The following is a 365-nucleotide window of genomic DNA, read 5'->3' on the forward strand; positions in this document are numbered from 1 at the left end:
TTTCCACTATTATCTACAGCTTCATAAGTTATAGTATACTTTCCTGCAATGTTAGTGTCTATTGATTCAACAACTTCATTAGAATCATATTTTCTTATAACCTTTATAACTTCAACTTCACCATCTATATTATCATTTGCCTTTATTTCAGGAATTTCATATTTTTCTCCATTTTCTAGTATTACTTCTGTTTTACCAGAATAATCAAATATTGGAGCTTCTTTATCCTGTGGTTTCTCTGGAGCTTCAGGTTTTACTTCAGGAGTTTCAGGTTTTACTTCAGGTTTTACTTCAGGTTTTACTTCTGGAACTTCAGGTTCATTTGTAGATTTATATAAATCTTTTAATACAGTTACTACTTCTAC

General features: G+C 29.9%; 1 protein-coding gene. It reads right to left on the bottom strand.

What is annotated here, in order from left to right; all coding sequences use genetic code 11:
- On the bottom strand, positions 1–365 hold a 365-nt coding region (locus BHW04_RS03950; protein WP_302698947.1), incomplete at both ends, for an immunoglobulin-like domain-containing protein.

Origin of the sequence: Clostridium sp. 29_15 (genome assembly GCF_001916075.1) — a bacterium.
Classification (GTDB): Bacteria; Bacillota; Clostridia; order Clostridiales; family Clostridiaceae; genus Clostridium; species Clostridium lentum.